Below are 23,238 nucleotides of genomic sequence, written 5' to 3' on the forward strand. Positions count from 1 at the left end.
CAACTACCAGCACCCCGGGCGCCGTACCGCCGCGCCGCCCACGCCCCCGCCCACCGCGCCGCCCGCCCCGCCCGGACAGCCCGCGCAGCCCGTCGCGGGGGACGCCTCCGGCTGGACCATGGACGAGCGGCTCTACAACCAGGTCTGGGGCATGTTCGAGGACCTGGCCCGCACCACCGCCGCCTATCGCAGCGCCGTCGACTTCGCCGAATCCCGGATGGAACAGGAGCTGGACAAGGTCCTCTCCGACCCGCGCACTCGGGTCGGCCCCGCGGCCGACACCGCCCGCGCGCAGGCCCGCGCCAAGCAGGCCGGACTGGTCGAGCAGGCCCGGACCGCCCTCGACCGCGACCTGGCGCAGCTGACCGCGGAGGTCGAGGTCGTCGAGCCCGCGCTGCCGCCCGCGTACGCCCGCTGGGACAGCCCGGTCTGGCAGGGCTATCAGGTGCCGATGGAGGTCCCGATGGCGCTGCGCCTGGGCGATCTGCACCTTCCGGAGCGCACGGGGCTGCGCATCCCGATGCTGGTGCGGCTGCCGCTGGAGCGCGGTCTGTGGATCGACGCGGGGCGCACCGGCTCCGCCCACGGCGCCCTGCTGGACTCCGCCGAGCTGCGCAGGCTGGCCGCCGAGACGGCGGTGGCGCACGCGGCGCGGCTGCTGGCGGTGTATCCGGTGGACGAGTTCTCGCTGCATGTGATCGACCCGGCGGGCTCGGCCGCGGCGTCGCTGGCCCCGCTGGTGTCGTCCGGTGCGCTGCGTGAGCCGCCGGTGGCGGGGGCGGCGGGGGTGTCCTCGGTGCTCGCCGCGCTGACCCGGCGCGTCGACCTGGTGCAGATGGCGATCCGCAGCGGGGCCACCGACGCGCTGCCGCCCGATCTGGACCTCGCCCAGCAACTGCTGATCGTCCACGACTTCCCGCACGGTTTCGACGACCGGGCCGTCACACAGCTGCGCTACCTCGCGGACGAGGGGCCCTCGGTCGGGGTGCATCTGATGATGGTCGCCGACCGCGAGGACGCGCAGGCGTACGGGCCGGTGCTGGACCCGCTGTGGCGCTCGCTGCTGCGGATCACCCCGGTCGCCGACGATCACCTCGCCGACCCCTGGGTCGGCCACGCCTGGACGTACGAGCCGCCGCTCGTCCCGGCGGGCAGCCAGGTGCTCCAGCAGGTGCTGGGGCAGGTGGCGCGGGCCCGGCAGGCGTACGGACGTTGACCCGGAAGATCATTACTCGCCAACGTCCCCTCTGAGCAGGGTTTTTGCCTTTCTCTTTACTCTTTCATGGGGTTTCCTGTACTCTCCTTTACGCGGAGGGGAGTACTCCTTAGCGGTGTTCCCGTCACCACGGATCGCGCCCGTGCACCTTGAGTCGGGTCGGGCGCGGTCCCGGGGCACCGGTCCGTGGCGCGAGCCCGGGCGGAAGAGACCTCCGGCAGCGACGACGCTGAAATTGCCGTACGAATGCCGGAGGATCCGTGGACGTTTCCGTGGCCATGTGGGGACTGACGATTGTCGGTCTCTGCGCTCTCATCGCCGTCGACTTCTTCATAGGCGGCCGCAAACCGCATGAGGTCTCCCTCAAGGAGGCCGGTATCTGGACGACCGTCTGGATCGTCCTCGCCGGGCTCTTCGGGCTCGGGCTGCTGGTCTTCGCGGGCGGCCAGCCCTCCGGCGAGTTCTTCGCGGGCTTCATCACCGAGAAGTCGCTCAGCGTCGACAACCTCTTCGTCTTCGTCCTGATCATGGCGAAGTTCTCGGTGCCCACGATCTACCAGCAGCGGGTGCTGATGGTGGGCGTGCTGATCGCGCTCGTGCTGCGCGCGGTCTTCATCGCCGCGGGCGCGGCGATCATCTCGACCTTCGCCTGGGTCTTCTACATCTTCGGCGCCTTCCTCATCTGGACCGCCTGGAAGCTCATCCAGGAGGCGCGCTCGGACGAGGAGGACGAGGAGTACGAGGAGAACCGCCTGCTCAAGGCGGTCGAGAAGCGCGTCCCCTCCACCGACCAGTACCACGGCACCAAGCTGTTCATCATGGAGAACGGCAAGCGGCTGATGACGCCGATGCTGATCGTCATGCTGGCGATCGGCACCACGGACGTCCTCTTCGCGCTGGACTCCATACCCGCGATCTTCGGCCTGACCCAGGATCCGTACATCGTGTTCACCGCCAACGCCTTCGCGCTGATGGGTCTGCGCCAGCTGTACTTCCTGATCGGCGGGCTGCTCAAGAAGCTCGTCCACCTGTCGTACGGGCTGTCGGTCATCCTCGGCTTCATCGGCGTCAAGCTGGTGCTGCACGCGCTCCACGAGTCCGGGGTGCATGTTCCGCAGATCTCCATACCGGTCTCGCTGGGCGTGATCTGCGCGGTGCTCGCGGTCACGACGATCACGAGCCTCTACGCCTCGAAGAAGCAGGCCCTGGCGGAGGCGGGGACCGGGGAGGGCGGGTCCCGGGACAGGGACAGCGCCGACGTCTGACGCCCGTCCGTGCGGGCGGCCCGTCCTCTACGGCGGCCCCGCCCGCACGACCCCGGCTCAGGCAGTGGCCTCCCCGGCCTCCAGGGGCCGCACGGCCGACCGTCCGCCCGTCGGACGGTCGGCCGTCGGGCGTGTATCCGGCAGCAGGGCGAAGCAGCCCAGGCTCAGCAGCGCGACCGCGGTCAGATACGCCGCGACGCCCCAGGGCGGGCCGTCGCCCCGGGAGACCGCGGTCGCCACGATGGGCGTGAGCGCACCGCCGAGTACCCCCGCGAGGTTGTAGCCGAGCCCCGCGCCGGTGCAGCGCACCCGCGGCTCGTACAGCTCGGGCAGATAGGCCGAGGTCACGGCGAACAGGGTGATGAAGGCGAGCAGCGCGCCCAGGAAGCCCAGGAACATCAGCGGCGGCTCCCCGGTGCGCAACAGCGCGATCAGCGGGAACATCCACACCACCGTGGCCGCGCAGCCCAGCAGGCACAGCGGCCGCCGTCCGAAGCGGTCGCCGAGATGGGCCGCCAGGGGCGTCACGGCGCCCTTGACCGCCACCGCCGCCATGATGCAGCCGAGCATGACGGTGCGGTCCACTCCGAGCCGTTCGGTGCCGTAGGCGAGGGACCAGGTCGTCACCGCGTAGAAGACCGCGTACCCCACCGCGAGCCCGCCCGCGGTCAGCAGCACCAGCCGCCAGTGGCCGCGCACCACCTCGGCCAGCGGCGCGGCGGCCCGCTCGTCGCGCTCGGCCAGCTCCCGGAAGTGCGGGGTCTCGGTCAGCTGGGTGCGCAGCAGCAGCCCGGCGGCGACCAGCAGCCCCGCGCCCCAGAACGGCACCCGCCAGCCCCAGGAGCGGAACGCGGCGTCGGAGAGCGTGGCGGACAGGATCAGCATCGTGCCGTTGGCCAGCAGGAAGCCGATGGCCGGGCCGATCTGCGGAAAGCCCGACCACAGGCCGCGCCGCCCGGCGGGCGCGTGCTCGACGGTCAGCAGCACCGCGCCGCCCCATTCGCCGCCGAGCCCGAGCCCCTGGAGGAAGCGGAGGGTGAGCAGCAGGGCGGGGGCGGCGATACCGATGCTGTCGTACGTGGGGACGAAGCCGACCGCGACCGTCGCGAGGCCGGTGAGCAGCAGGGAGGCGATGAGCACCGGCCGCCGCCCGTGGCGGTCGCCGAGCGGCCCGAGCAGCATCGCGCCCAGCGGCCGGGAGACGAACCCGGCGGCGAAGGTGCCGAAGGCGGCCAGGGTGCCCGCGAGCGGGGAGAAGGTGGGGAAGAAGAGCGGCCCGAGGACGAGGGCCGCGGCCGTGCCGTACACGAAGAAGTCGTAGAACTCGATGGCGGTGCCGGCCAGGGCCGCGGCGGCGAGGCGGACCATGGACGGGGCGGCAGGGGCGGACGGGGCGCGGGCGTCGTCGCGCGGGACGTCGTGCATGCCGCGCCAACAGCCGCCGCGGGCCCCCGGTTACGGGGCGCGCGGCGGCGTGCGGCGCGGTGCGGGGGCGAAGGGGGTGTTACCAGCCGCGCTCGCGCCATGCGGCGAGGTGCGGGCGCTCGGCGCCGAGGGTGGTGTCGTCGCCGTGGCCGGGGTAGACCCAGGTCTCGTCCGGGAGCCGGTCGAAGAGCTTGGTCTCGACGTCGTTGATCAGGCTCTCGAACGCCTCGGGGTCCTTCCAGGTGTTGCCGACGCCGCCCGGGAACAGGCAGTCGCCGGTGAACACGTGCGGATGGCCCTGCGGGTCGTCGTAGACCAGGGCGATGCTGCCCGGGGTGTGGCCCACCAGATGGCGGGCGGTCAGCTCGACCCGGCCGACCCGCACCGTGTCGCCGTCCTCGATCTGCACGTCGGTGGGGACCGGGATGCCCTCGGCGTCGTACCGGCCCGCCACGGTGCGGGCGCCGGTGGCGTCCACCACCTCGCGCAGCGCGTTCCAGTGGTCCTGGTGGCGGTGGGTGGTGACGACGGACGCGATGCCGCTCTCGCCGATCAGTGACAGCAGGGTCTGGGGGTCGGCGGCCGCGTCGATCAGCAGCTGCTCGTCGGTGGCCCGGCACCGCAGCAGATACGCGTTGTTGTTCATGGGGCCGACCGCGACCTTCGAGATCATCAGATCGGGCAGTTCGTGTACGTCCGCCGGTCCGCCGACCGTCACAACTCCGCTGTAGGTCATGCCCTCACCCTAGTCCCGGAAGACCGGGCGGCGCGGGGTCGGGGGCGCGGTGGCGGCAGGGGAATACCAGGGGCGTGATGCGCCTTTTATCCGGTAGTGCCTGCCACACGATCGGGTGAACCGGGCACACGGGCCCGGCAAATCGAATGTGCGTGCTATAGGCTCGGTGTGCTGCATCCTTAAGACATCGCCGTGGCGCCCCCATACCCTGGGTCGGGGGCTTCGCTCCGCTCCGTCCTGCCCGTCGGGAGGGACCCGGGAGCGGGCCCGGCGCACCCACCTCTCCTCAAGAAAGGTGCCGACCGGCGTGGCCGACCGTCTCATCGTCCGTGGCGCTCGCGAGCACAATCTCAAGAACGTCTCGCTCGACCTCCCGCGTGACTCCCTCATCGTCTTCACCGGACTGTCCGGGTCGGGCAAGTCGTCCCTCGCGTTCGACACGATCTTCGCCGAGGGGCAGCGCCGCTACGTCGAGTCGCTCTCCTCCTACGCGCGGCAGTTCCTGGGCCAGATGGACAAGCCCGATGTGGACTTCATCGAGGGCCTGTCCCCGGCGGTGTCGATCGACCAGAAGTCGACGTCCCGCAACCCGCGCTCGACCGTCGGCACCATCACCGAGGTCTATGACTACCTCCGGCTGCTGTTCGCCCGCATCGGCAAGCCGCACTGCCCGGAGTGCAGCCGTCCGATCGCCCGCCAGTCGCCCCAGGCGATCGTGGACCGGGTGCTGGAGCTGCCCGAGGGCAGCCGCTTCCAGGTGCTCTCGCCGCTGGTGCGCGAGCGCAAGGGGGAGTTCGTCGACCTCTTCTCCGATCTCCAGACCAAGGGCTACAGCCGGGCCCGGGTGGACGGCGCGACGATCCACCTGTCCGAGCCGCCGAAGCTGAAGAAGCAGGAGAAGCACACCATCGAGGTGGTCGTGGACCGCCTCACCGTCAAGGACAGCGCCAAGCGGCGGCTGACCGACTCGGTGGAGACCGCACTCGGCCTCTCCGGCGGCATGATCATCCTGGACTTCGTGGATCTGGACGAGGACGATCCGCAGCGCGAGCGGATGTTCTCCGAGCACCTCTACTGCCCGTATGACGACCTGTCCTTCGAGGAGCTGGAGCCGCGCTCGTTCTCGTTCAACTCTCCGTTCGGCGCCTGCCCGGACTGCACCGGGATCGGCACCCGGATGGAGGTCGACCCGGAGCTGATCGTTCCGGACGAGGAGAAGTCGCTGGACGAGGGCGCCATCCACCCCTGGTCCCACGGCCACACCAAGGACTACTTCGGCCGGCTGGTCGGCGCGCTCGCCGACGCCCTCGGTTTCCGTACGGACATCCCCTGGGCGGGGCTGCCGCAGCGGGCCAAGAAGGCCCTGCTGAACGGTCACCGCACCCAGATCGAGGTCCGCTACCGCAATCGTTACGGCCGCCAGCGGGCGTACACCACCGCGTTCGAGGGTGCCGTGCCGTTCGTCAAGCGGCGTCACACGGAGGCGGAGAGCGACGCGAGCCGGGAGCGGTTCGAGGGCTATATGCGCGAGGTGCCCTGCCCCACCTGTGAGGGCACCCGCCTCAAGCCGATCGTCCTCGCGGTCACCGTGCAGGAGCGGTCCATCGCGGACGTCTCCGCGATGTCGATCAGCGAATGCGCCGAGTTCCTGCGGAACATGGAGCTGACCGCCCGCGAGAAGACCATCGCCGAGCGCGTCCTCAAGGAGGTCAACGAGCGGCTGCGCTTCCTGGTCGACGTCGGCCTGGACTATCTCTCGCTCAACCGGGCGGCGGGCACGCTCTCCGGCGGTGAGGCCCAGCGCATCCGGCTGGCCACCCAGATCGGCTCCGGCCTGGTCGGCGTGCTGTACGTGCTGGACGAGCCGTCGATCGGTCTGCACCAGCGCGACAACCACCGGCTGATCGAGACGCTGGTGCGGCTGCGCGACCTCGGCAACACGCTGATCGTCGTGGAGCACGACGAGGACACCATCAAGACCTCGGACTGGGTGGTGGACATCGGCCCGGGCGCGGGTGAGCACGGCGGCAAGGTCGTGCACAGCGGGCCGCTGAGCGAACTGCTGGTCAACGAGGAGTCGGCGACCGGCCACTACCTGTCGGGCAAGAAGGTCATCCCGCTGCCGCGGATCCGGCGTCCCATGGACCCGGAGCGGCAGCTGACGGTGCACGGCGCCCGGGAGAACAACCTCCAGGACATCGACGTGTCCTTCCCGCTCGGCGTGCTGACGGCCGTCACCGGCGTCTCCGGATCCGGTAAGTCCACGCTGGTCAACGACATCCTCTACACCCATCTGGCCCGCGAGCTGAACGGGGCGAAGACTGTCCCCGGGCGGCACACCCGGGTCGCCGGTGACGATCTGGTCGACAAGGTCGTCCACGTCGACCAGTCGCCCATCGGCCGTACGCCGCGGTCCAACCCGGCCACCTACACCGGGGTGTTCGACCATGTGCGCAAGCTGTTCGCCGAGACGATGGAGGCGAAGGTGCGCGGCTATATGCCCGGGCGCTTCTCCTTCAACGTCAAGGGCGGCCGCTGCGAGAACTGCTCCGGCGACGGCACGATCAAGATCGAGATGAACTTCCTGCCGGATGTGTATGTGCCGTGCGAGGTCTGCCACGGCGCGCGCTACAACCGGGAGACGCTGGAGGTGCACTACAAGGGCAAGTCCATCGCCGAGGTGCTGGACATGCCCATCGAGGAGGCGCTGGACTTCTTCGAGGCGGTGCCGACGATCGCCCGCCATCTGCGCACCCTCAACGAGGTCGGCCTCGGGTATGTGCGGCTCGGCCAGCCCGCGCCCACCCTCTCCGGCGGTGAGGCACAGCGCGTCAAGCTGGCGAGCGAGCTCCAGAAGCGGTCCACCGGTCGGACGGTCTATGTGCTGGACGAGCCGACCACCGGTCTGCACTTCGAGGACATCAACAAGCTGATCAATGTGCTGTCCGGGCTGGTCGACAAGGGCAACTCGGTGATCGTCATCGAGCACAACCTCGATGTGATCAAGACGGCGGACTGGGTCGTCGACATGGGCCCCGAAGGCGGCAGCGGCGGCGGTCTGGTCATCGCCGAGGGCACCCCGGAAGAGGTGGCCTCGGTTCCGGCCAGCCACACCGGAAAGTTCCTGCGGGACATGCTGGGCGACCGGGTGAGCGACGCGACCGTGCCCGCGGCCCGCACGGGCGGCACGACGAAGAAGGCCACCGCCAAGAAGGCCCCGGCCAAGGCGGCGGCCAAGAAGACCGCGGCGAAGAAGGCCACCGCGAACACGACCGCAGTGAAGAAGGCCGCGGCGAAGAAGACCGCCACCAAGAAGACGGCGGCCAAGTCCACGGCCGCCTCGAAGCGGACGGCCGCCAAGTAGGCCGCGGAAGACCCTTCGTGCGGTGCGCCGCGCCCGGACCGGGCGCGGCGCACTCGCGTGCTGACGCGTTTGCGTGCGCTGATCGGGCTTACGCCAGCTCGGCGGCGTACGGCGGCTCGGCGCCCGCCCGGGAGCAGGTGATCGCCGCGGCCCGGGCGGCGAAGCCCAGGACGTCCCGCCAGGCAGCCTCGCCCAGCTTGGCCAGCGCGGGCGCCGACAGCGCGTCGTGGGCGGCCAGCCGGTGCAGCAGCGCGGCGTTCACGGTGTCGCCCGCCCCGATGGTGTCCACGATCTCCACCCGCTCCCCGGGCACGGACCAGCGGGATCCGTCCTGGCACAGCACGCTCAGCCCGTCCCCGCCGTGGGTGCAGACCACGGCCCCCGGTCCGGCCGCCGCCCACTCCCGTATCGCCGCCTCGACCGCCGCCTCGGATTCCGCCGGGGCGTCCCCGGAACCGGCCAGCCAGCGCGCGTCCTCGACCGACAGCTTGAGCAGCCCGACGTACGGCAGCCAGCCGCGGAAGCGGGCCCGGTAGGCGTCGGCGTCGGGGATGAGCCCGGTGCGGATGTTGGGGTCGAGCGCGGTGAATACGCCGCGCCCGGCCTCGCGCCGCAGCAGCGCCTCGTACGCGCTCGCGCCCGGCTCCAGCACCAGCGAACAGGTCCCCAGCGACAGCGCGGTGGTCCCCTCGGGCAGGGCCGGGGGCAGCGCGAAGAGCCGGTCCGCGGTGCCCTCCACATAGAAGCCGAAGCCCGCCGACCCGTCGGCGCCGATCGACGCGACGGCGAGGGTGGTGGGCTCCGGGCCGCGCTGCACCAGGGCGGTGTCCACCCCGTCCTGGTGCAGCCGGGACAGCAGCGCCTCGCCGAAGCCGTCCGTGGAGACCCGCGAGCAGAACGCGGTCGGCACGCCGAGCCGTCCCAGCGCCATCGCGGTGTTGTAGGGACCACCGCCGCGCGCCGGACGCAGCGCGGGCAGCTCGTCACCCGCCGCGGCGGGGGCCGCGCGATCGGGCACGAGATCGATCAGGGCTTCTCCGGCGACGACGATCACGAGACGGGGTCCTTTCCTGGGAGCGGCGGGCGATCGGGGGACGGGGGAGCGGGCGCGGGCTCGGGAGCGCAGCCGCAGGACGTGCGGTGGACGAAGGCGCAGGGCAGCCGCACGGTACGCGGCGGCCGCTCCGGACGTTCCAGCCGGTCCAGCAGCAGCCTGACCGCGGTGCTGCCGATCTCCCGGCTGGGCTGGGAGATCGCGGTGAGCCCGGGGGAGAAGACATCGGCCCAGGAGAAGTCGTCGAAGCAGGCGAGCGCCAGATCGCCCGGTACGGCGCGGCCCGCCGCCCGCAGGGCGCGCAGCGCGCCGATCGTCATCGCGTTGTTGGCGGTGATGATCGCGGTGGGCGGCTCGGCGGAGGCCAGCAGCCGGTGGGTGGCGCCCTCCGCGCCCCGCGCCTCGGAGTGGCCGTCCGCCAGCAGCCCGGGGTCGAACGGCAGTCCGCTGTGGTCCAGTCCGGTGCGGTATCCGGCGATCCGCTCGGCGGTGGTGCTCAGCCCCGGCAGGCCCGCGACCAGGCCGATGCGGGTGTGGCCCAGCTCGGCGAGGTGGCGCACCAGCTGTTCGAGGTGGAACGCGTTCTCGGCGCCGACCTGGTCGTACGGATGGCCGTGGCCGTGGCCGTCGCCGATCATCCGGTCGAGGAAGACGCACGGGACCCCGCTCCGGGTCAGATAGCCGATCAGCGCGGAGGGCTCGGCGGACGGCGCGACGATCACTCCGTCCACCCGCCGCTCATGGAGCAGCTGGACGACCTTCCGCTCATGGGTCGGGTCGTCGTGCGGATCGGCGATCAGCAGGCTGTAGCCGTGTGCGAGGGCGCTGGATTCGACGCCCTGGAGGATCTCGGTGAAGTACGGATTGCTGATCGCCGAGACGGCCAGCCCGATGGAGCGGGTGCGGGCGGTGACCAGGGAGCGGGCCAGCGTGTTGGGGGTGTAGCCGAGGGCGTCGATGGCGTCCAGGACGGCCTGGCGGGTGTCCGGGCGCACCCGGCGGGTCTCGTTGAGGACGTGCGAGACCGTGGCCACGGAGACCCCCGCGCGCCGGGCCACGTCGACCATGGTCGCCATCCGCCCGCCCCTCTCCTCGGTGTGCCGCTCTTCGGTGTGCTGCGGGAACGTGGGGGAACGTATCGCATCGGCGACCCCGCGTAAACGCTTGCGCAAACGTTTACGTCTACCCGAACGAACGGGGATCCGCCGGTGGGCGGACCGATCCGTACCGGTATCGTCGTAGAGCAGCCCCAGCTCGTACCGCTATGCCCCGTGGAGCCCCCATGACCAGCCAGTCCGCCTCCCGTAGAACCGTGCTGTGCGGAGCGGCGCTGGCCGGAGCCGCCGGGCTCGGCGCGGCCGCCTGCGGTCCGGAGGGGTCGGGCAAGAAGGCGTCCCCGACCCCCACCGCCCCCGTCGACCTCGGCCCGGCCGACGCCGTCCCGGCCGGGGGTGCGAAGATCTACCGCGAGGACCGGGTGGTGGTCTCCCGGACCGCCGAGGACCAGTACACGGCGTTCAGCGCGGTCTGTACCCACCGCGGCTGCGTCGTGGACTCCGTCGAGAACGGAAAGATCAGCTGCCCCTGCCACGGCAGCGTCTTCGACGCCCGCACCGGCAAGGTCCTCCAGGGCCCCGCCGTCGCCCCGCTGCCGTCCGTGCCGGTCCGGACGAAGGGCGGAAAGCTCGTCGCGGGGCCGGACGCCTGATCCGCCTGAACTGTCACCGCCCGCCAGTAGGGTGGTGACCATGGCCGACCCGAGCAGCTACCGCCCCAAGCCGGGACAGATCCCCGAGTCGCCGGGGGTCTACAAGTTCCGTGATGAGCACGGCCGGGTGATCTACGTCGGAAAGGCGAAGAGCCTGCGCCAGCGGCTCTCCTCGTACTTCCAGGACGTGGCGCACCTTCACCCGCGCACCCGGACCATGGTCACCACGGCCGCCGCGGTCGAGTGGACCGTGGTGTCGACCGAGGTCGAGGCGCTTCAGCTCGAGTATTCGTGGATCAAGGAGTTCGATCCCCGGTTCAACGTCAAGTACCGGGACGACAAGAGCTATCCGTCGCTGGCGGTGACCCTCAACGAGGAGTTCCCCCGGGTCCAGGTCATGCGCGGCGCCAAGAAGAAGGGCGTGCGCTACTTCGGGCCGTACGCGCACGCCTGGGCGATCCGCGAGACCGTCGACCTGATGCTGCGGGTCTTCCCCGTGCGTACCTGCTCGGCCGGGGTGTTCAAGCGCTCCGCCCAGATCGGCCGCCCCTGTCTGCTCGGCTACATCGGCAAGTGCTCCGCCCCCTGCGTCGGCCGGGTCAGCGCCGAGGAGCACCGCGAACTCGCCGACGAGTTCTGCGACTTCATGGCCGGGCGCACCGGCACCTACATCCGCCGCCTCGAACAGCAGATGCAGCAGGCCGCCGAGGAGATGGAGTACGAGAAGGCCGCCCGGCTGCGTGACGACATAGGGGCGCTCAAGCGCGCCATGGAGAAGAACGCGGTCGTCCTCGCCGACGCGACCGACGCCGACCTGATAGCGGTCGCCGAGGACGAGCTGGAGGCCGCCGTCCAGATCTTCCACGTCCGCGGCGGGCGGGTGCGCGGCCAGCGCGGCTGGGTCACCGACAAGGTCGAGGCCGTCGACACCGCCGACCTGGTCGAGCACGCCCTCCAGCAGCTGTACGGGGAGGAGCGGGGCGACGCCGTGCCCAAGGAGGTCCTGGTGCCCGCCGTACCGGACCCGGCCGAGCCGGTCACCCAGTGGCTCAGCGAGCGCCGGGGCTCCCGGGTCGATCTGCGCATCCCGCAGCGCGGCGACAAGAAGGACCTGATGACGACCGTCCAGCGCAACGCCCAGCAGGCGCTCGCGCTGCACAAGACCAAGCGCGCCTCCGACCTCACCACCCGCTCCCGGGCCCTGGAGGAGATCGCCGAGGCGCTCGGGCTGGACTCGGCGCCGCTGCGCATCGAGTGCTTCGACATCTCCCACCTCCAGGGCGATGACGTGGTGGCGTCCATGGTGGTCTTCGAGGACGGGCTGGCGCGGAAGAGCGAGTACCGCCGCTTCCAGATCAAAAGCTTCGCCGGGCAGGACGACGTCCGCTCCATGCACGAGGTCGTCGGCCGCCGCTTCCGCCGCTACCTCCAGGAGAAGCAGAAGTCGGGGGAGTGGGAGGAGGCCGCCGAGCCCGCGCAGGAATCCCCCGCCGAGCCCGCCGAGCCCGCGCAGGAATCCCCCACCGAGCCCGGCGAGCCCGCCCAGGCGGCCCCCGCCGAGGCGCCCCCCGTCGGAGAGACCTCCGGCCCCCTCGACGACGACGGCAGGCCCAAGCGGTTCGCGTACCCGCCGCAGCTCGTCGTGGTCGACGGCGGACAGCCGCAGGTGGCCGCCGCCAAGCGGGCGCTGGACGAGCTGGGCATCGACGACGTGGCCGTCTGCGGGCTCGCCAAGCGGCTCGAAGAGGTCTGGCTGCCCGACGAGGACGACCCGGTGGTGCTGCCCCGCAGCAGCGAGGGGCTGTATCTGCTCCAGCGGGTCCGCGACGAGGCCCACCGGTTCGCCATCACCTACCAGCGCAGCAAGCGCGCCAAGTCGTTGAAGGCCGGGCCGCTGGACGCCGTACCGGGCCTCGGTGACAGCCGTAAGCAGGCGCTGCTCAAGCACTTCGGCTCCGTCAAGCGGCTGCGCGCCGCCACGGTCGAGCAGATCTGCGAGGTGCCGGGCGTCGGCCGGAAGACGGCCGAGACGGTCGCGGCGGCGCTCACCGGAGCGGCTCCGGCCGCGCCCGCCGTGAACACCGCCACAGGAGAGATCATTGAGGACGAGGCCGCATCGTCGGCGCCGTCCGCGAACCGGGGGACGAGATCATGACAGAGCACGAGATCCACGGAGACGGAGCGCAGGTGAATACGGGCACGACGGGAGAGTCCGCCGAGGCGGCGGCAGCCATTCCCGAGCTGGTGATCATCTCTGGCATGTCCGGCGCGGGGCGCAGCACCGCCGCCAAATGTCTGGAGGACCTCGGCTGGTTCGTGGTGGACAACCTGCCGCCCGCGCTGATCCCGACCATGGTGGATCTCGGCGCCCGCTCGCAGGGCAATGTGGCGCGCATCGCCGTGGTGGTGGACGTCCGCGGCCGCCGCTTCTTCGACAACCTCCGCGAGTCCCTCGCGGACCTGGCCGCCAAGAACGTCAAGCGGCGGGTGCTGTTCCTGGAGGCGTCCGACGAGGCCCTGGTGCGCCGCTTCGAGTCCGTGCGCCGCCCGCACCCGCTCCAGGGCGACGGGCGGATCGTGGACGGCATCGCGGCCGAGCGCGATCTGCTGCGCGAGCTGCGCGGTGACGCCGATCTGGTGATCGACACCTCCAGCCTCAACGTGCACGAGCTGCGCGCCAAGATGGACGCCCAGTTCGCCGGTGAGGAGGAGCCGGAGCTGCGCGCCACCGTGATGTCCTTCGGCTACAAGTACGGCCTGCCGGTCGACGCCGATCTGGTGGTGGACTGCCGCTTCCTGCCCAACCCGCACTGGGTTCCCGAGCTGCGCCCCTTCACCGGGCTCAACGAGGAGGTGTCCGGCTACGTCTTCAACCAGCCCGGCGCCAAGGAGTTCCTGGACCGGTATGCCGAGCTGCTCCAGCTGATCGCCGCGGGCTACCGCCGCGAGGGCAAGCGCTATGTGACGATCGCGGTCGGCTGTACGGGTGGTAAGCACCGCAGCGTCGCGATGTCCGAGCGGCTGGCCGCCCGGCTCGGCGCCGAAGGGGTCGAGACCGTCATCGTCCACCGTGACATGGGGCGCGAGTGACGATCCGTAACGGGCGGCTGCGGCGGCTCGTCGGGGCCCGTACGGGCCGGAGCGCGCAGCCCAAGGTGGTCGCGCTCGGCGGCGGTATGGGCCTGTCCGCGTCGCTCGCCGCGCTGCGCCGGATCACCGGTGATCTGACCGCCGTGGTCACGGTGGCCGACGACGGCGGCTCCAGCGGGCGGCTCCGCGACGAGCTGGGGGTGCTGCCGCCCGGCGATCTGCGCAAGGCGCTGGCGGCCCTGTGCGGGGACGACGACTGGGGCCAGACGTGGGCCCGGGTCATCCAGCACCGCTTCATCAGCGAGGGCGAGCTGCACGGCCACGCGGTCGGCAATGTGCTGATCGTCGCCCTGTGGGAGCAGCTGGGCGACCATGTGGCCGCGCTCGACCTGGTCGGCAAGCTGCTGGGCGCGCACGGCCGGGTGCTGCCGATGTCGGCGGTGCCGCTGGAGCTCCAGGCGTACGTCAAGGGCCATGACCCGGCCCGCCCGGACGAGGTGTCGACGGTCGCCGGGCAGGCCACCGTCGCCCTGACCCCCGGTGAGGTGCAGTCGGTCCACCTGGTGCCGAACGACCCGCCGGCGGTCCCGGAGGCGGTCGAGGCGGTCATGGACGCCGACTGGGTGGTGCTGGGCCCCGGCTCCTGGTTCTCCTCCGTGATCCCGCACCTCCTGGTGCCCGATCTGCTGCGGGCCCTCACCGACACCAAGGCCCGGCGGGTGCTCTCGCTGAATCTGGCGCCCCAGCCGGGTGAAACCGATGGCTTCTCCCCGCAGCGTCATTTGGAGGTTTTGGCCCGACACGCCCCTAAACTCGCCTTCGACGTGGTGCTGGCCGACGAGGCCGCCGTTCCCGACCAGAGCAGTCTGTGCGATGCCGCGAAACGACTGGGCGGCACGGTCGAGCTGGCGCCGGTGGCCGCGACCGACGGTTCCCCGAAGCATGACCCGGAGCTTCTGGCGGCCGCGTACGACCGTATTTTTCGGATGCATGGAAGGATCGGCCCATGGCGATGACGGCAGCGGTGAAGGATGAAATCTCCCGGCTCCCCGTCACCCGCACCTGCTGCCGGAAAGCGGAGGTCTCGGCGATCCTGCGGTTCGCGGGCGGCCTGCACCTGGTGAGCGGGCGCATCGTGATCGAAGCGGAGCTGGATACGGGCATCGCGGCCCGCAGGGTCCGCAAGGACATCCTGGAGATCTTCGGGCACTCCTCCGATCTGGTGGTGATGGCCCCCGGAGGGCTGCGCCGCGGCAGTCGGTACGTGGTGCGGGTGGTGGCGGGCGGTGATCAGCTGGCGCGCCAGACCGGTCTGGTCGACGGCCGCGGCCGGCCGATCCGCGGGCTGCCGCCGCAGGTCGTCTCCGGCGCCACCTGTGACGCCGAGGCCGCCTGGCGCGGGGCGTTCCTCGCCCACGGCTCGCTCACCGAGCCCGGCCGCTCGTCCTCCCTGGAGGTGACCTGCCCCGGTCCGGAGGCCGCGCTGGCGCTGGTCGGCGCCGCCCGTCGGCTCCAGATCGCCGCGAAGGCGCGCGAGGTGCGCGGGGTGGACCGGGTGGTCGTCCGGGACGGTGATGCCATCGGCGCGCTGTTGACGCGGCTGGGGGCGCACGAGTCGGTGCTCGCCTGGGAGGAGCGGCGGATGCGCCGCGAGGTGCGGGCCACCGCCAACCGGCTGGCCAACTTCGACGACGCCAATCTGCGCCGCTCGGCCCGGGCCGCGGTCGCCGCGGGCGCCCGGGTGCAGCGCGCGCTGGAGATCCTGGGCGAGGAGGTGCCCGAGCACCTGGCCGCGGCCGGGCGGCTGCGCATGGAGCACAAGCAGGCGTCCCTGGAGGAACTGGGGGCGCTCGCCGACCCGCCGCTGACCAAGGACGCCGTCGCGGGCCGTATCCGAAGGCTGCTCGCCATGGCCGACAAGCGGGCCCAGGACCTGGGCATTCCGGGTACGGAGTCGACCCTGACCGACGAGATGGCCGAGGGCATGGTCGGCTGACCGCCCACAGCCCATCGCGTCCCGCGCCCCCGGTTCTCCGTACGGATCCGGGGGCGCGGTGTGTCCGGGGGTACGGGAGCCGGGTGGTCACACCACCGGATCATCGCCGCGAGCCGCTGTTGACATGGCCATGTGCCGACATGAGGCTTATGCGGCGGTGCACCCACACGTCGGAACGACAGTCAGGGGGGCTCATGAAGACACGCAAGGCCGGATGGAGACGCACGGCGAGAGCGGTCGGCTCGGCCGCGGCACTGGCTTCCTTACTCCTCACCGGACTGGCCGCCACACCCGCGGCCCACGCACAACCCGCGGCCGACACCGCGGGCGAGGCGCTCACCGTATGGACCGCCCAGGTCACCCGGGCGCAGATCCCGCTGCTGCTGAGGGCGGGCGTGGACGGCACGGAACTCGGCACGCAGGTGCCCGAGAAGGGCGCCGGACCGGTCGAGCTGTATCTGACCGGCACTCAGGCGGCCGCGCTGCGCGGTCAGGGCGTGGCGCTCACCGAGAAGAAGCTCTCGCAGCGGACCCTGGGCCGCGTGAAGGCCGCGGGTGACGGCGTCTTCCGCCCGTACAGCGGCGACGGCGGCCTCCGGCAGGAGATCGTCGAAACCGGGCGGGCGCATCCCGGTCTCACCAAGGTGGTCAGCATCGGCAAGACCACCCAGGGCAAGGACATCCTCGCGCTCAAGCTCACCAAGGGCGCCGCGAAGAGCCGTGACGGCAGCAAGCCGTCGGTGCTGTACATGTCCAACCAGCACGCCCGTGAGTGGATCACCCCGGAGATGACCCGGCGGCTGATGCACTACTACCTGGACCACTACGGCAAGGACGACCGCGTCACCAGGATCGTGGACCGCACCGAGCTCTGGTTCGTGCTCTCCGCCAACCCGGACGGGTACGACTACACGCATCAGAGTCCGGCCAACCGCCAATGGCGCAAGACCCTGCGGGACAACAACGGCGACGGCAAGATCGCCCCCGGCGACGGCGTCGACCCCAACCGCAACTTCCCCTACAAGTGGGGCTACGACAACGAGGGGTCGTCCGCCGACCCGGCCGACGAGACCTACCGCGGCCCCGCCCCCGGCTCCGAGCCCGAGACCAAGGCGCTGGACCGCTTCGAGAAGCGCATCGGCTTCACCTACGGCATCAACTACCACTCGGCCGCCGAACTGCTGCTCTACGGCGTCGGCTGGCAGGTCGCCACCCCGACCCCCGACGACGTGCTGTACAAGGCGCTCGCGGGCACCCCCGAGCACTCCGCGATCCCCGGCTACCACCCGCAGGTGTCCTCGGAGCTGTACACCACCAACGGGGAGGCCGACGGCCACGCGGCCAACGTCAACGGGATGATGATGTTCACCCCGGAGATGTCGACCTGTCAGACCGCCTCCAATGTCGACCCGAACGACGCCTGGCAGCCGCGCGACTGCGCGTCCGTCTTCACCTTCCCGGACGACGAGAAGCTGATCCAGCAGGAGTTCGCCAAGAACATCCCCTTCGCGCTCTCCGTCGCCGAGACCGCCCGGCACCCCGACCAGCCGTCGTCATCGGTCGGCATGACCGCGCCCGACTTCACCCCGGACGCCTTCACCACCTCCTACGCCCGCGGCGCCGCCCAGGACGTCTCCGTCACCGCCCGCAAGAGCGTCCGCGCCAAGACGCTCGCGTACCGGGTGAACGGCGGGCGCACCCACACCGCGTCCCTGCGGCCCTGGAAGGGCGGCGAGACCTACGGCGGCGAGGACAACATCCACTTCGACCAGTACCGCGCCGCGGTCAGGGGTGCGGACCCCGGCGACACGGTGAAGGTGTGGTTCACCGGCCGTACGCAGGACGGCGAGCGGACCGCGAGCGAGCCGTTCACGTACACCGTCGCCGAGCGGCCCCGCGCCGACACGCTGGTGATCGCCGAGGAGGGCGGCGACTCCCCGGCCCGGCACCTCGCCGCGTACACCGACGCGCTCGCCCGGAACGGCCGCAAGGCGGCCGTCTGGGACGTGGCCACCCAGGGGGCGCCGTCCGCGCTCGGGGTGCTCGGTCACTTCAGGACGGTGCTCTGGTACACCGGCGCCCAGAAGCCCGGCGGCGCCACCCTGCTCGCGGTGCGCGACTACCTCAACGAGGGCGGCAAGCTGATCACCACCGGTGAGCAGGCGGGCGGCAGCTCCGTGGTGGGCCCGGCCGACACCGACGACTTCAGCCAGTACTACCTGGGTGCCGACGGCCGCCTCACGATGCAGTCGCCGCCCGCGTACCAGGGTGGCGGGGCGCTCGACGGCACCTCCGCGACGCTCGGCGACGCGCCCGGCAACCCCCTGGACGCCGCGGGCGCGTACACCGTCACCTCCGATGTGCTGCCGCCGGAGGACTTCCCGCAGTTCCGCAGCGCGGGCGCGGGCGCGTACTCCGGCGCACGCACCCCGTACCAGCCCTACGAGGGCGAGTGGATGGCCGCCGCCGTCCACCGGAACAGCTCCTGGACGCGGCTGTCCCGCACCGTCGACCTGACCGGGGTGAGCGCCGGGGACGAGCCGAGCCTGACCTTCCGGCTCAGCTACGACACCGAGCCCGGCTACGACCATGTGATCGCCGAGGCGCACACCGTCGGCGAGGACGACTGGACCACGCTGCCGGATAAGGGCGGCGCCGGTTCGGACCGGGTCCCGGCCGAATGCGAGGCGGGCTTCCTGCTGAACGCCCACCCGTTCCTGAAGCGCTACCTGACGGCCGCCGACGACGGCTGCCGCGCCGAGGGCAGCACGGGCGCCTGGAACAGCTTCACGGGCTCCTCGGGCGGCTGGAAGCCGGTCACCCTGGACCTGAGCCGCTACGCGGGCGAGAAGGTCGAACTGGCCCTCTCGTACGTCACCGATTCGAGTGCCGGCGGCCGCGGCGCCTTCGTCGACAGCACCGCGCTCGTCACCGGCGGCGACACGCGGGACGCCGAGGGCTTCGAAACGGCGCTCGGCCCCTGGTCGGTGCCGGGGCCGCCGGAGGGCAGCCCAGCGAACGCGGCGGACTGGACGCGCTCGAAGGAGCTGTTCCGTACCGCGGCCGCGGTCACCACCCGGGACACCGTGCTGCTCGGCTTCGGCCTGGAACACGTCCGGGACGCCGCCCAGCGGGCGTCGCTCGTGAGGAGCGCGCTGCGTGCGCTGCGCCGTTGACAGACCGTGACGAACCGTGACTGAATCGGCGGCCCATACCCCTTTCCGGTGGTCATGGGCCGCCGACGCCAATGTCACGGACGTCACGTGATAGCGGTAGGGTCGGAGGCGGTCGGGGATTCCCAAACAGCTCGCCGGCGTCCAGACCCGGCACACCAACGAGGAGATCGGTTCGTGACGATCCGCGTAGGCATCAACGGCTTTGGCCGCATCGGTCGCAACTATTTCCGCGCGCTCCTGGAGCAGGGCGCGGACATCGAGATCGTCGGTGTCAACGACCTGACCGACAATGCCACCCTGGTGCACCTGCTGAAGTACGACTCCATCCTCGGACGGCTGAAGCACGAGGTCAGCCACACCGAGGACACCATCACGGTGGGCAACCAGACCTTCAAGACCATGGCCGAGCGCGACCCGGCCGCCCTTCCGTGGGGAGAGCTGGGGGCCGACATCGTCGTCGAGTCCACCGGTATCTTCACCAAGCGTGACGACGCGGCCAAGCACCTGGCCGCGGGCGCCAAGAAGGTCCTGATCTCCGCGCCCGCCAAGGACGAGGACATCACGATCGTGATGGGCGTCAACCAGGACAAGTACGACGCGTCCCAGCACGACGTCATCTCCAACGCCTCCTGCACCACCAACTGTGTGGCGCCGATGGCCAAGGTTCTCGACGAGAACTTCGGCATCGTCAAGGGCATGATGACGACGGTCCACGCGTACACCAACGACCAGCGCATCCTTGACTTCCCGCACAAGGACCTGCGCCGCGCCCGCGCCGCCGCGGAGAACATCATTCCGACCTCCACCGGCGCCGCCAAGGCCACCGCCCTGGTCCTGCCGCAGCTCAAGGGCAAGCTGGACGGCATCGCGATGCGCGTCCCGGTCCCGACCGGCTCGGTCACCGACCTGGTCCTGGAGCTGGACCGCGAGGTCACCAAGGACGAGATCAACACCGCCTTCCAGAAGGCCGCCGAGGGTCAGCTCAAGGGGGTCCTGGAGTACACCGAGGACCCGATCGTCTCCTCGGACATCGTCAACTGGCCGGCGTCCTGCACCTTCGACTCCTCCCTGACCATGGTCCAGGGCAAGCAGGTCAAGGTCGTCGGCTGGTACGACAACGAGTGGGGCTACTCCAACCGCCTCGTCGACCTGACCGTCTACGTCGGCGGCCGGCTCTGACCCTGCCGCGATGAGCGAGAACGGGGCCCGCTACGGCACACGTCGTAACGGGCCCCGTGCCATGAACAAGGAGTCACTCTGTGAAGACGATTGACGATCTCCAGGTCGACGGGAAGCGGGTCTTCGTCCGCGCCGACCTCAACGTCCCGCTCGACGGCGGGACGATCACCGACGACGGCCGGATCCGCGCCGCCGTGCCGACCATCTCCGCGCTCCTGGACGCGGGCGCCAAGGTGGTCGTCGCCTCGCACCTCGGCCGCCCCAAGGGCGCGCCCGACCCGCAGTTCTCGCTCGCCCCGGTCGCCGAGCGGCTCGGCGAACTCCTCGGCAAGCAGGTCGCGTTCGCGACCGACACCGTGGACGACAGCGCCCGGGCCACCGTCGCGGGGCTCGCCGCGGGCCAGGTCGCGCTGCTGGAGAACCTGCGCTTCAACGCCGGTGAGACGGCCAAGGACGACGCCGAGCGCGGGGCCTTCGCGGACCGGCTCGCCGCCCTCGCCGACCTCTACGTGGGCGACGGCTTCGGCGCGGTGCACCGCAAGCACGCCTCCGTGTACGACCTCCCGGCGCGGCTGCCGCACGCCGCGGGCGGGCTCATCGCCACCGAGGTCAGCGTCCTGAAGAAGCTCACCGAGGACGTCCAGCGGCCGTACGCGGTGGTCCTCGGCGGCGCCAAGGTCTCCGACAAGCTCGGCGTCATCGACCACCTGCTGGAGAAGGCCGACCGCATCCTGATCGGCGGCGGCATGGCGTACACCTTCCTCAAGGCCCAGGGCCACGAGGTCGGCAAGTCGCTGCTCCAGGAGGACCAGGTCCCGGCCGTCCAGGACTACCTGCGGCGGGCGCAGGAGCGCGGCGTGGAGTTCGTGCTGCCCGTCGACGTCCTCGCGGCGGACGGGTTCCCGGACTTGAAGACCAAGGCCCCGGCGCATCCGCAGGTCGTCCCCGCGGATGCCATCCCGGCGGACCTGGAGGGGCTGGACATCGGTCCGGACACCCGCAAGCTGTACGCCTCGAAGCTCGCCGACACGGCCACCGTCTTCTGGAACGGCCCGATGGGCGTCTTCGAGCACCCCGACTACGCCGACGGCACCAAGGCCGTGGCCCAGGCGCTCCTCGACAGCCCCGCCTTCACCGTGGTGGGCGGCGGTGACTCCGCCGCGGCCGTCCGGATCCTGGGCTTCGACGAATCCGCTTTCGGCCATATCTCGACCGGCGGCGGAGCGAGCCTCGAATACCTCGAGGGCAAGACGCTCCCCGGCCTCGCCGCACTGGAGGACTGAACACCGTGAGTGACCGCACCCCGCTGATGGCGGGCAACTGGAAGATGAACCTCAACCACCTCGAGGCCATCGCCCACGTCCAGAAGCTCGCCTTCGCGCTGGCCGAAAAGGACTACGAGGCCGTCGAGGTCGCGGTTCTGCCGCCCTTCACCGATCTGCGGTCGGTGCAGACCCTGGTCGACGGCGACAAGCTGAAGATCAAGTACGGCGCCCAGGACATCTCCGCGCACGACTCCGGCGCGTACACCGGCGAGATCTCCGGTCCGATGCTCTCCAAGCTGAAGTGCACCTACGTGGCCATCGGCCACTCGGAGCGCCGCCAGTACCACGCGGAGACCGACGAGATCTGCAACGGCAAGGTCAAGGCGGCCTTCCGGAACGACCTCACCCCCATCCTGTGCGTGGGCGAGGGCCTGGACATCCGCAAGGCGGGCCAGCAGGTGCCGTACACCCTCGCGCAGCTGGACGGCGCCCTCGAGGACGTCCCGGCCGAGCAGGCCGAGACGATCGTGATCGCGTACGAGCCGGTCTGGGCGATCGGCACCGGCGAGGTCGCCACCCCCGAGGACGCCCAGGAGGTCTGCGGGGCCATCCGCGGCCGGCTGGCCGAGCTGTACAGCCAGGAGCTGGCCGACAAGGTCCGGATCCAGTACGGCGGCTCGGTGAAGTCCGGGAACGTGGCGGCGATCATGGCGCAGCCGGATGTCGACGGCGCCCTGATCGGCGGCGCCGCGCTGGACGCGGACGAATTCGTCAAGATCGTTCGATTCCGCGACCAGTGAGTAGGCCCTGAGCCGGGCCTCGTCGTACTCTGTCGGGGGTCGTGGTGGCGCATTTCGCGCCTCCCCGGCCCCCGTCTCCCGTAAGAAACCGTCCGTAACGAGCCCGAGAGAGTTGGTCCAGCCGTGATCATGGGGTTTTCGATCGCCCTCATCATCTTGAGCCTTTTGATGATGATGCTGGTGCTCATGCACAAGGGGAAGGGCGGGGGTCTGTCCGACATGTTCGGTGGCGGAATGCAGTCCTCCGTCGGTGGCTCTTCGGTCGCTGAGCGCAACCTGGACCGCATCACCATCGTGGTCGGGTTGCTGTGGTTCGTCGTCATCGTCGTGCTCGGCCTGTTGATGAAGCTCGACTGACGTTCGACCGAAGCGCGGTCGGGGCCCGATTCCGGCCCGATAACTGACGTACCGTCGTCAGTGCGGCGGATTCGCGGCCTATCATGGGGTGGCGTCCTCAAGGGCGGGTGTAACTCCTCTCGATGGACGCGCGTTGGGCCTTTCGTAGTCTGGGGCGCCGGGCAGCGGGGCCGCCATTCGATGCTTCGCGGCACCATCACGCAGGGAGTTACGACCGTGGCAAGTGGCAACGCGATCCGTGGAAGTCGGGTCGGAGCGGGGCCGATGGGAGAAGCCGAGCGAGGCGAATCGGCGCCGCGCCTGCGCATCTCCTTCTGGTGCTCGAACGGGCACGAGACCGTGCCGAGCTTTGCCAGCGACGCGCAGATCCCGGACACGTGGGACTGCCCCCGCTGTGGCTTCCCGGCCGGCAAGGACCGGGACAACCCGCCGGACCCGCCCCGCACCGAGCCCTACAAGACGCACCTCGCCTATGTGCGGGAGCGGCGCAGCGACGCCGACGGCGAGGCGATCCTCGCCGAGGCGCTCGCCAAGCTCCGCGGCGAGATCTGAGCAGAGCCCAGCGACAGCGCGCGACGACGGCCCGGCCGCGCACCCCCTGACGGGG

17 protein-coding genes and 1 pseudogene are annotated in these 23,238 nt (G+C 71.0%); 14 read left to right on the forward strand and 4 right to left on the reverse strand.

Annotated elements, in window-relative coordinates; translation table 11 throughout:
- Positions 1 to 1,216, forward strand: a pseudogene (locus EEJ42_RS45465) (TerD family protein); the annotation flags it as partial.
- 260 nt (positions 1,217 to 1,476) lie between these two features.
- Positions 1,477 to 2,481: a TerC family protein gene (locus EEJ42_RS45470; protein WP_123107999.1), complete on the forward strand. Its 1,005-nt coding sequence runs from the start codon at positions 1,477 to 1,479 to the stop codon at positions 2,479 to 2,481.
- 57 nt (positions 2,482 to 2,538) lie between these two features.
- Here EEJ42_RS45470 and EEJ42_RS45475 read toward each other — a convergent pair whose 3' ends face one another.
- Positions 2,539 to 3,849 carry an MFS transporter gene (locus EEJ42_RS45475; protein WP_123108009.1) on the reverse strand — a complete coding sequence of 437 codons (1,311 nt, stop codon included), beginning with the start codon at positions 3,847 to 3,849 and terminating at the stop codon, positions 2,539 to 2,541.
- 136 nt (positions 3,850 to 3,985) lie between these two features.
- Positions 3,986 to 4,642, reverse strand: coding sequence for an MBL fold metallo-hydrolase (locus tag EEJ42_RS45480; RefSeq protein WP_123108000.1), 657 nt, complete (start codon positions 4,640 to 4,642; stop codon positions 3,986 to 3,988).
- A 307-nt stretch (positions 4,643 to 4,949) separates the two neighbouring features.
- Here EEJ42_RS45480 and uvrA point away from each other — a divergent pair, with 307 nt between their 5' ends.
- The gene (gene uvrA, locus EEJ42_RS45485; protein WP_123108001.1) at positions 4,950 to 8,006 is read left to right on the forward strand and encodes an excinuclease ABC subunit UvrA; all 3,057 of its coding nucleotides are present in this window, start codon (positions 4,950 to 4,952) and stop codon (positions 8,004 to 8,006) included.
- Between the two features lie 88 nt (positions 8,007 to 8,094).
- Here uvrA and EEJ42_RS45490 read toward each other — a convergent pair whose 3' ends face one another.
- Complete coding sequence (locus EEJ42_RS45490; RefSeq protein WP_123108002.1) at positions 8,095 to 9,060, reverse strand: carbohydrate kinase family protein; 966 nt, start codon at positions 9,058 to 9,060, stop codon at positions 8,095 to 8,097.
- Complete coding sequence (locus EEJ42_RS45495; protein ID WP_123108003.1) at positions 9,057 to 10,136, reverse strand: LacI family DNA-binding transcriptional regulator; 1,080 nt, start codon at positions 10,134 to 10,136, stop codon at positions 9,057 to 9,059. The genes EEJ42_RS45490 and EEJ42_RS45495 overlap by 4 nt, the downstream gene beginning before the upstream one ends.
- A 206-nt stretch (positions 10,137 to 10,342) precedes the next feature.
- Here EEJ42_RS45495 and EEJ42_RS45500 point away from each other — a divergent pair, with 206 nt between their 5' ends.
- The 11 genes from EEJ42_RS45500 to EEJ42_RS45550 all read left to right on the forward strand — a co-directional run bounded on the left by EEJ42_RS45500 (position 10,343) and on the right by EEJ42_RS45550 (position 23,183).
- The gene (locus EEJ42_RS45500) at positions 10,343 to 10,768 is read left to right on the forward strand and encodes a Rieske (2Fe-2S) protein (RefSeq protein WP_123108004.1); all 426 of its coding nucleotides are present in this window, start codon (positions 10,343 to 10,345) and stop codon (positions 10,766 to 10,768) included.
- A 40-nt stretch (positions 10,769 to 10,808) separates the two neighbouring features.
- Positions 10,809 to 12,923, forward strand: a complete 2,115-nt coding sequence (gene uvrC, locus EEJ42_RS45505) for an excinuclease ABC subunit UvrC (RefSeq protein ID WP_123108010.1) — start codon at positions 10,809 to 10,811, stop codon at positions 12,921 to 12,923.
- On the forward strand, positions 12,920 to 13,858 hold the full coding sequence (gene rapZ, locus EEJ42_RS45510; RefSeq protein ID WP_179933659.1) for an RNase adapter RapZ: 939 nt from the start codon (positions 12,920 to 12,922) through the stop codon (positions 13,856 to 13,858). The genes uvrC and rapZ overlap by 4 nt, the downstream gene beginning before the upstream one ends.
- On the forward strand, positions 13,855 to 14,874 hold the full coding sequence (locus EEJ42_RS45515; RefSeq protein ID WP_009718796.1) for a gluconeogenesis factor YvcK family protein: 1,020 nt from the start codon (positions 13,855 to 13,857) through the stop codon (positions 14,872 to 14,874). The genes rapZ and EEJ42_RS45515 overlap by 4 nt, the downstream gene beginning before the upstream one ends.
- Positions 14,865 to 15,854, forward strand: a complete 990-nt coding sequence (whiA, locus tag EEJ42_RS45520) for a DNA-binding protein WhiA (RefSeq protein ID WP_055554275.1) — start codon at positions 14,865 to 14,867, stop codon at positions 15,852 to 15,854. The genes EEJ42_RS45515 and whiA overlap by 10 nt, the downstream gene beginning before the upstream one ends.
- 194 nt (positions 15,855 to 16,048) lie before the next feature.
- Entirely contained in the window at positions 16,049 to 19,030 is a 2,982-nt protein-coding gene (locus EEJ42_RS45525; protein ID WP_123108005.1) for a M14 family metallopeptidase, read from the forward strand.
- Positions 19,031 to 19,204: 174 nt separating this feature from the next.
- Positions 19,205 to 20,209, forward strand: a complete 1,005-nt coding sequence (gap, locus tag EEJ42_RS45530) for a type I glyceraldehyde-3-phosphate dehydrogenase (protein ID WP_123108006.1) — start codon at positions 19,205 to 19,207, stop codon at positions 20,207 to 20,209.
- Positions 20,210 to 20,289: 80 nt separating this feature from the next.
- Positions 20,290 to 21,492, forward strand: a complete 1,203-nt coding sequence (locus EEJ42_RS45535; RefSeq protein ID WP_123108007.1) for a phosphoglycerate kinase — start codon at positions 20,290 to 20,292, stop codon at positions 21,490 to 21,492.
- A 5-nt stretch (positions 21,493 to 21,497) separates the two neighbouring features.
- A complete protein-coding gene (tpiA, locus tag EEJ42_RS45540; protein ID WP_123108008.1) occupies positions 21,498 to 22,274 on the forward strand; it encodes a triose-phosphate isomerase in 777 nt (258 codons plus the stop codon).
- Positions 22,275 to 22,403: 129 nt separating this feature from the next.
- Positions 22,404 to 22,631 (forward strand): preprotein translocase subunit SecG, encoded by a 228-nt coding sequence (gene secG / locus EEJ42_RS45545; protein WP_039942143.1) that lies wholly within the window; start codon positions 22,404 to 22,406, stop codon positions 22,629 to 22,631.
- 216 nt (positions 22,632 to 22,847) lie between these two features.
- Positions 22,848 to 23,183, forward strand: coding sequence for an RNA polymerase-binding protein RbpA (locus EEJ42_RS45550; protein WP_009718803.1), 336 nt, complete (start codon positions 22,848 to 22,850; stop codon positions 23,181 to 23,183).
- Positions 23,184 to 23,238 lie beyond the last annotated feature (55 nt).

Source organism: Streptomyces botrytidirepellens, assembly GCF_003721215.1.
In the GTDB taxonomy this organism is placed as follows: domain Bacteria; phylum Actinomycetota; class Actinomycetes; order Streptomycetales; family Streptomycetaceae; genus Streptomyces; species Streptomyces himastatinicus.

Bases quoted from the DNA above. Each gene is read 5' to 3' on its own strand.
- EEJ42_RS45500 (WP_123108004.1), top strand. From the start codon at position 10,343: ATGACCAGCCAGTCCGCCTCCCGTAGAACCGTGCTGTGCGGAGCGGCG.
- EEJ42_RS45480 (WP_123108000.1), bottom strand. From the start codon at position 4,642: ATGACCTACAGCGGAGTTGTGACGGTCGGCGGACCGGCGGACGTACAC.
- uvrC (WP_123108010.1), top strand. From the start codon at position 10,809: ATGGCCGACCCGAGCAGCTACCGCCCCAAGCCGGGACAGATCCCCGAG.
- whiA (WP_055554275.1), top strand. From the start codon at position 14,865: ATGGCGATGACGGCAGCGGTGAAGGATGAAATCTCCCGGCTCCCCGTC.
- EEJ42_RS45475 (WP_123108009.1), bottom strand. From the start codon at position 3,849: ATGGTCCGCCTCGCCGCCGCGGCCCTGGCCGGCACCGCCATCGAGTTC.
- EEJ42_RS45525 (WP_123108005.1), top strand. From the start codon at position 16,049: ATGAAGACACGCAAGGCCGGATGGAGACGCACGGCGAGAGCGGTCGGC.
- secG (WP_039942143.1), top strand. From the start codon at position 22,404: ATGGGGTTTTCGATCGCCCTCATCATCTTGAGCCTTTTGATGATGATG.
- rapZ (WP_179933659.1), top strand. From the start codon at position 12,920: ATGACAGAGCACGAGATCCACGGAGACGGAGCGCAGGTGAATACGGGC.
- EEJ42_RS45495 (WP_123108003.1), bottom strand. From the start codon at position 10,136: ATGGCGACCATGGTCGACGTGGCCCGGCGCGCGGGGGTCTCCGTGGCC.